This window comes from Pseudokineococcus marinus (genome assembly GCF_013004605.1).
GTDB classification, from domain to species: domain Bacteria; phylum Actinomycetota; class Actinomycetes; order Actinomycetales; family Quadrisphaeraceae; genus Pseudokineococcus; species Pseudokineococcus marinus.
Genome location: NZ_JABEMA010000202.1, coordinates 1 through 5,831 on the forward strand (window position 1 = coordinate 1; position 5,831 = coordinate 5,831).

Genomic DNA, 5,831 nt, shown 5'->3' on the forward strand with positions numbered 1-5,831 from the left:
ACCCGCGCTCCGTCCGGGGCCGCAGCGGTCCCGCGCCCGCCACCGCCGCGGGCGTCCCCGGGCGAGGGGACTCCCCCGAGCGGCCGGTGCGGACCGCGCCCGGCCGTTAGGGTCGGCGGGCAGGGGGCTCTCGGCCCCCTCGGCCGCCGCGGGGCGGTGGCGCGAGGAGGAGGTGGACGTGGAGGCACCGGCGCAGGCACCGGCCTCGCTGCTGCGGGCCCTCGACAGCGCCCGCGACGGCCTCGTGGTCGTCGACGCCTCCGACGTCGTCACCTACGCCAACCAGGGGGCGGTGGCCGTCCTGGGCGGCGCCGTCACCGACGTGGTCGGCCACCACCTCGACGACCTGCGGCCCGCCCGCGAGGGCCTCCTGCGCACGGCGATCGCCACGGCGCGCGCGGTCGAGGAGCCCACGCCCTTCGACGGCTACGACTCCGGGCTCGAGCTGTGGCTCGAGGGCGAGGCGACGGCCGGCGACGACGGCGAGGTGGTCCTCGCGGCCCGCACGACCGACGCGCGGCGCGCCCGCGACCGCCAGGCGGCGCGCCTCACCGAGGACCTCGAGCGCGCCCTCGACCGCGCGCACCTCCTGCTGCGCCTTTCTGAGGCCGTCGCCCGGCCGCGGACCGTGGCCGAGGTGGCCGACGTCGTCGCGCGCGTCGCCCTCTCCGGCTTCGACGCGAGCTTCGCCGGCATCGCGCTCATCGCCGCCGACGAGCGGTCCATGAGCTACGTGAGCCTGGCCCCGCTGCCGGAGGAGACCGCCGAGGCCTGGGCCGTCTTCCCCTTCACCGCGCACACCCCGCCCTCGACGACGGCGCGCACCGGTCGCGCGCACCTCCACGAGAGCCGCGAGGAGGCCCTCGCCGACTTCCCCGACCTCGGGCCGGACCTCGAGACGGCCGGCGTGCACGCCCTGGCCCACCTGCCCCTCATCGCGGGCGACGCCGTGCTCGGCACCCTCGCCGTCACGTGGTCGGAGGAGCACGCGATGAGCCGCGAGGAGCGGGGCCTGCTGTCGGTCTTCGCCGGCTACACGGCGCAGGCCATCCAGCGCGCCACGCTGCTCGAGCAGCGCCAGCACGTCGCCGAGACGCTGCAGCGGGCGATGCTCACCGACCTCCCCCAGCGCGACGGCCTCGAGCTCGCGGCGCTCTACCGCACCGCGGCGCGCACGGCCCGCGTGGGCGGGGACTGGTACGACGCGCTGGACGCTCCTGACGGGGGCACCACCCTCGTCATCGGCGACGTCGCGGGCCACGACGTGGGCGCGGCCGCGACGATGGGCCAGCTCCGCTCGATGCTCCGCGGGTTCGCGGCCGACCGCGTCGAGCCGCCGTCGGCCCTCCTGCAGCGCCTCGACCGGGCCATGGACCGGCTGCACCCGGGCCGCACCGCCACGGCGGTGGTGCTCCACGTCGCGCAGCCCGCCGACGACGCGCCGTGCTCGCGGACGCTGCGCTGGAGCCGGGCCGGCCACCCCGCGCCCCTGCTGCGGCGCCCGGACGGCGAGGTCGTGGACCTCCGCGGCGCCGGCGACCTCATGCTCGGAGTCCTGCCCGAGCTCGCGCGCGGGGACACCGAGGTCGCCCTCGAGCCGGGCGCCACGGTGCTGCTGTACACCGACGGGCTCGTGGAGCGCCGCGACCTCGGCGTCCGCGAGGGCACGGCCGCGCTCGAGGCGGCGCTCGCCGAGATGGGCGACCTGCCGCTGCCCGAGCTCCTCGACCAGCTCGTCGTGCGGCTCGCGCTCGACGCCGAGGACGACGTCGCGCTGCTGGCCGTGCGGCTGCACGACGCCGGGCCGACCGACCCCACCGCCTGAGCCCACCCCCCGGGCCCACCGTTCGGGCCCGGGACGGGGGACGCGGCGCTAGTCCGGTGCTCCCGCTGGTCCGGGGCTCCCGCGGGGTCAGTGCTTCTCGCGGCGCCGCTTCCGCGAGGCGGCGCGGCTCGCGGAGTCGAGCGCCTTGGTGACGCCGCTCTCGCCGCGGCTGGCGCGGATCCGGCTGGCGAGGTGGCCGAGGAGCTTCCCGGCGAGCGGGAGCGCCACGGCGACGAGGACCCAGCGGCGGAACATGTTGACGAGGAAGGGCACGGTGTCCTCCTGGGTCGCGGGTCGTGATGACCCTCAGGTCGAGGTCGATGCTGCGGACGGGTGACGGTCGGTGGCGGACGTCGTCGCGCGCGACCGCGCCTGCCACCGCGGACCCCCGTGTCTACCGACCCGCGGGCTCCGGCGCGCGGCGGAAGTGCGTCGACCGGGGCCCGGGGCCGCTGGGACCATGGGGCCCATGAGCGCCACCCTCGTGGCCCGGGGCCTCGCCGCCGGGCACGCCGACCGCACCCTGTTCTCCGGGCTGGACCTCGTCGTCGCGCCCGGCGACGTCGTCGGGCTCGTCGGCGCCAACGGGGCGGGCAAGTCGACGCTGCTGCGGATGCTCGCGGGCGTCGACGAGCCGCAGGAGGGCTCGGTCACGACGACGCCGCCCGGCGCCGTCCGCGGCTGGCTGCCGCAGGAGGTCGAGCGCCGCGCCGACGAGGACGTCCTCGCGCACCTCGCCCGGCGCACGGGCGTCGCCGCGGCGCAGGAGGCGATGGACGCGGGGGCCGCGGCCCTCGCGGAGGGAGCGCCGGGCGCCGACGACGCCTACGCCGAGGCGCTGGAGCGGTGGCTCGCCCTCGGCGGCGCGGACCTCGAGGAGCGCACCGGCGCCGTCCTCGCCGACCTCGGGCTCGACGTCGCCACCTCGGCGGCCATGACGTCGCTGTCGGGCGGTCAGGCGGCCCGCGTGGGCCTGGCGGCCCTGCTGCTCTCGCGCTTCGACGTCGTCCTGCTCGACGAGCCGACGAACGACCTCGACCTCGACGGGCTCGCCCGCCTCGAGCGCTTCCTCGTCGAGCAGCGGGCCGGCGTCGTGCTCGTCAGCCACGACCGCGAGCTGCTCTCGCGCGTCGTCACGCGCGTCGTCGAGCTCGACCTCGCCCAGCAGCAGGTGAGCGTCTTCGGCGGCGGGTACGACGCCTACCTCGAGGAGCGCGAGACGGCGCGGCGGCACGCGCGGGAGGCGTACGAGCAGTACGACGACCGCCGCCAGGCGCTCACCGACCGCGCCCGCACGCAGCGCAACTGGCTCGCGAAGGGGGTGCGCGACGCCGTGAAGAAGAAGAGCGACGGCGACAAGCACATCACCCACAAGGCGCGTGAGGGCTCGGAGAAGCAGGCCGCCAAGGCCCGCCAGTCCGAGCGGATGCTCGAGCGGCTCGACGTCGTCGACGAGCCCCGCAAGGAGTGGGAGCTGCGGTACGAGATCGCCGCGGCGCCGCGGTCGGGGTCGGTCGTCGCCGTGCTGCGGGGCGCCGTCGTCCGGCAGGGCTCGTTCACGCTCGGGCCGCTGGACCTGCAGGTCGACGTCGGCGACCGCATCGGCGTCACCGGCCGCAACGGCTCCGGCAAGACGACGCTGCTCGGCGCGCTGCTGGGGCGCACCCCGCTCGACGAGGGTGACGGCGGGCTCGGCTCGGGCGTGGCCGTCGGCGAGGTCGACCAGGCGCGGCGGTCGCTGGGCGCGGTGGCGCTGCAGGGAGCGGGCGCCGGTGCCTCCGCGGGGAGCGGGCAGGGGCCGGCGCCGTCGGTGCTCGACGCCGTCGCGGGGCACGTGCCCGACTGGCCCACGGCCGAGGTGCGCACCCTGCTGGCGAAGTTCGGCCTGCGCTCCGACCACGTGCTGCGCCCCGTGGCGACCCTCTCCCCCGGCGAGCGCACGCGCGCCGCGATGGCGCTGCTGCAGGCGCGCGGGGTCAACCTGCTCGTCCTCGACGAGCCGACCAACCACCTCGACCTGCCCGCCATCGAGCAGCTCGAGGCCGCGCTCGACGCCTACACGGGCACGCTGCTGCTCGTCACGCACGACCGCCGGATGCTCGACGCCGTGTCCCTCACCCGCCGCTGGGACGTCGCGGCGGGCGCCGTCACCGAGCGCTGACCCCGCCCCTCGGAGCTCGGGTCCCGCACTTCGTCGTCACACCGCCGCCGAGAGGCGCTCCTCGGGGGCACGTCGTCGTCAGAGTGCCGTCCGGGGCCGCTCTTCAGGGGCACTTCGTCGTCAGAGTGCGGCGCAGGACGCCCCTCAGGGGCGTTCTGACGATGAAGTGCGGGGGGTGGGGCGCGGGTCAGACGTGCGGCCAGCCCGCCAGGAGACGCCGCGGGACGTGGCAGGTGACCACCCAGCTCGGCGCGTCGACGACCTCGGACACGCGCAGGTCGGCGGCCAGGGACAGCAGGAGGTACGCGTCTTCGCGGGAGACGCCACGCTCCTCGACGAGCAGGTCGACGGCCTGGCGGACGGCGTCGCGCGCGCCCTCCATGAGGTCCGGCCCGACACCGGTCGTCGCGACCGTCGTCTCCAGCCGCAGGCTCTGCCGGTCGGTGATGACGACGGGCGAGCGCGGCGCCCGCCCGGGCGCCACGGTGAGGCGCACCCGCACGACGGCGGAGGTCTCGACGCCGGTGCCGCAGACCTCGCCGTCGCCCATGACGGCGTGGACGTCGCCGAGCGAGAAGAGGGCCCCCTCGACGCCGACCGGCAGGACCACGCGGGCGCCCGGTCCGACGTCGCGGACGTCCAGGTTGCCGCCCCACCGCGTCGGCGGGATGACGGGGTGCGGGCCGGGCTCGGGCGGGGCGACGCCGAGCGTCCCGACCATCGGCGAGAGCGGCAGGACGACGTCGGGCAGCAGCTGGACCCCGCCGCCCCCGGGCGTGGAGTCGACGGCCGACGTCCGCAGGTACGGCTCCGGGAAGTCGTCGGCGAGCAGGCCGAAGCCGGGGATGAGCGCCGTCCAGCCCCACGTGTCGAGGCCGACGGACAGCACGTCGACGACGAGCGCGTCCCCCGGACGTGCGCCCTCGACGGCGAACGGCCCGACGACGGGGTTGAGGGACGCCATGTCGAGGGAGAGGAGCTCGTCGGCCGTGCTGTCGGGCCGGAGCTGGCCGCCGGAGGCCTCCTGGGCGACGACCTCCACCTCGTCGCCCGAGGCGACGACGGACAAGGGCTCGAGCGAGGCGTCCCAGACGGCGTGGGAACGGCGGTGGTGCGGGCCGCGGGGCGTGGGCAGCGGGCTCACGGCGCCTGCTCTCCGGGGCCGGGGCGGCCCCTCGTCGGGCCCGGGGCGCGCGGCGCCGGGGCGTCAGTCGAACTGGACGGCGAGCACGGGGCAGGGGGCGTCGAGGAGCACGCGCTGCGACGTGCTGCCCATGATCATCTTGCCGACGGGCGAGCGGCGGCGCAGCCCGATGACGACGAGGTCGGCGCCGACCTCCTCGACGAGGTCGAGCAGGGTGTCCGCCGGCGTCTCGTCGCCCGCCCCGCGGCGGACCTCGTGCTCGACCCCCGCGGCGGCCAGCGCCTCGTCGAGGTGCTGCAGGTCGTCGTCGTCGGCGACGAAGTCCTGCGCGAACTCGGCGGCGCGCGGCACGTTGAGCGCGACCAGCCGGGTGCCGCGCGCCCGGGCCTCCGCGATGGCGCGCTCGAGCACGACCCGACCCTCGGGGCTGGGGACGTAGCCGACCACGACGCTCACGGTGCCTCCTCGCGGGGGACGGTGGCGCCCGCCTCGGCGCCCAGTGCGGCGGCCCCCGGACGACGCCGCAGCCCGACGGCTCGGGCGCACGTCCCAGGGTCGCCCGACCCTAGGACATGCCCCGCGGGCGACGCACCGCCGTCCGGGCCGCACCCGTCCCACGGCTCCTCGGGGGCTCCTCGGGCGGCCCCCGGACGCCGCGCGTCGCACCGCGGTGCGACGCTGGCCCCGGCGCCCCCGCTCGC

At 77.5% G+C, this 5,831-nt stretch carries 5 protein-coding genes; 2 read left to right on the forward strand and 3 right to left on the reverse strand.

The annotated features are described in order from the left end of the window. Nucleotides 1-178 precede the first annotated feature (178 nt). Nucleotides 179-1,825: a SpoIIE family protein phosphatase gene (locus HLB09_RS12080; protein ID WP_171203615.1), complete on the forward strand. Its 1,647-nt coding sequence runs from the start codon at nucleotides 179-181 to the stop codon at nucleotides 1,823-1,825. A gap of 87 nt (nucleotides 1,826-1,912) precedes the next feature. Here HLB09_RS12080 and HLB09_RS12085 read toward each other — a convergent pair whose 3' ends face one another. Continuing rightward, nucleotides 1,913-2,098: a hypothetical protein gene (locus HLB09_RS12085; protein ID WP_171203616.1), complete on the reverse strand. Its 186-nt coding sequence runs from the start codon at nucleotides 2,096-2,098 to the stop codon at nucleotides 1,913-1,915. Nucleotides 2,099-2,294: 196 nt separating this feature from the next. Between HLB09_RS12085 and HLB09_RS12090 the strand changes: the two genes are divergently transcribed. After that, nucleotides 2,295-3,986 carry an ABC-F family ATP-binding cassette domain-containing protein gene (locus tag HLB09_RS12090; protein ID WP_171203617.1) on the forward strand — a complete coding sequence of 564 codons (1,692 nt, stop codon included), beginning with the start codon at nucleotides 2,295-2,297 and terminating at the stop codon, nucleotides 3,984-3,986. Between the two features lie 187 nt (nucleotides 3,987-4,173). Here HLB09_RS12090 and HLB09_RS12095 read toward each other — a convergent pair whose 3' ends face one another. After that, nucleotides 4,174-5,130 carry an acetamidase/formamidase family protein gene (locus tag HLB09_RS12095; protein ID WP_322790157.1) on the reverse strand — a complete coding sequence of 319 codons (957 nt, stop codon included), beginning with the start codon at nucleotides 5,128-5,130 and terminating at the stop codon, nucleotides 4,174-4,176. 63 nt (nucleotides 5,131-5,193) lie between these two features. Then, nucleotides 5,194-5,586 (reverse strand): universal stress protein, encoded by a 393-nt coding sequence (locus HLB09_RS20040; protein ID WP_171203618.1) that lies wholly within the window; start codon nucleotides 5,584-5,586, stop codon nucleotides 5,194-5,196. Nucleotides 5,587-5,831 lie beyond the last annotated feature (245 nt).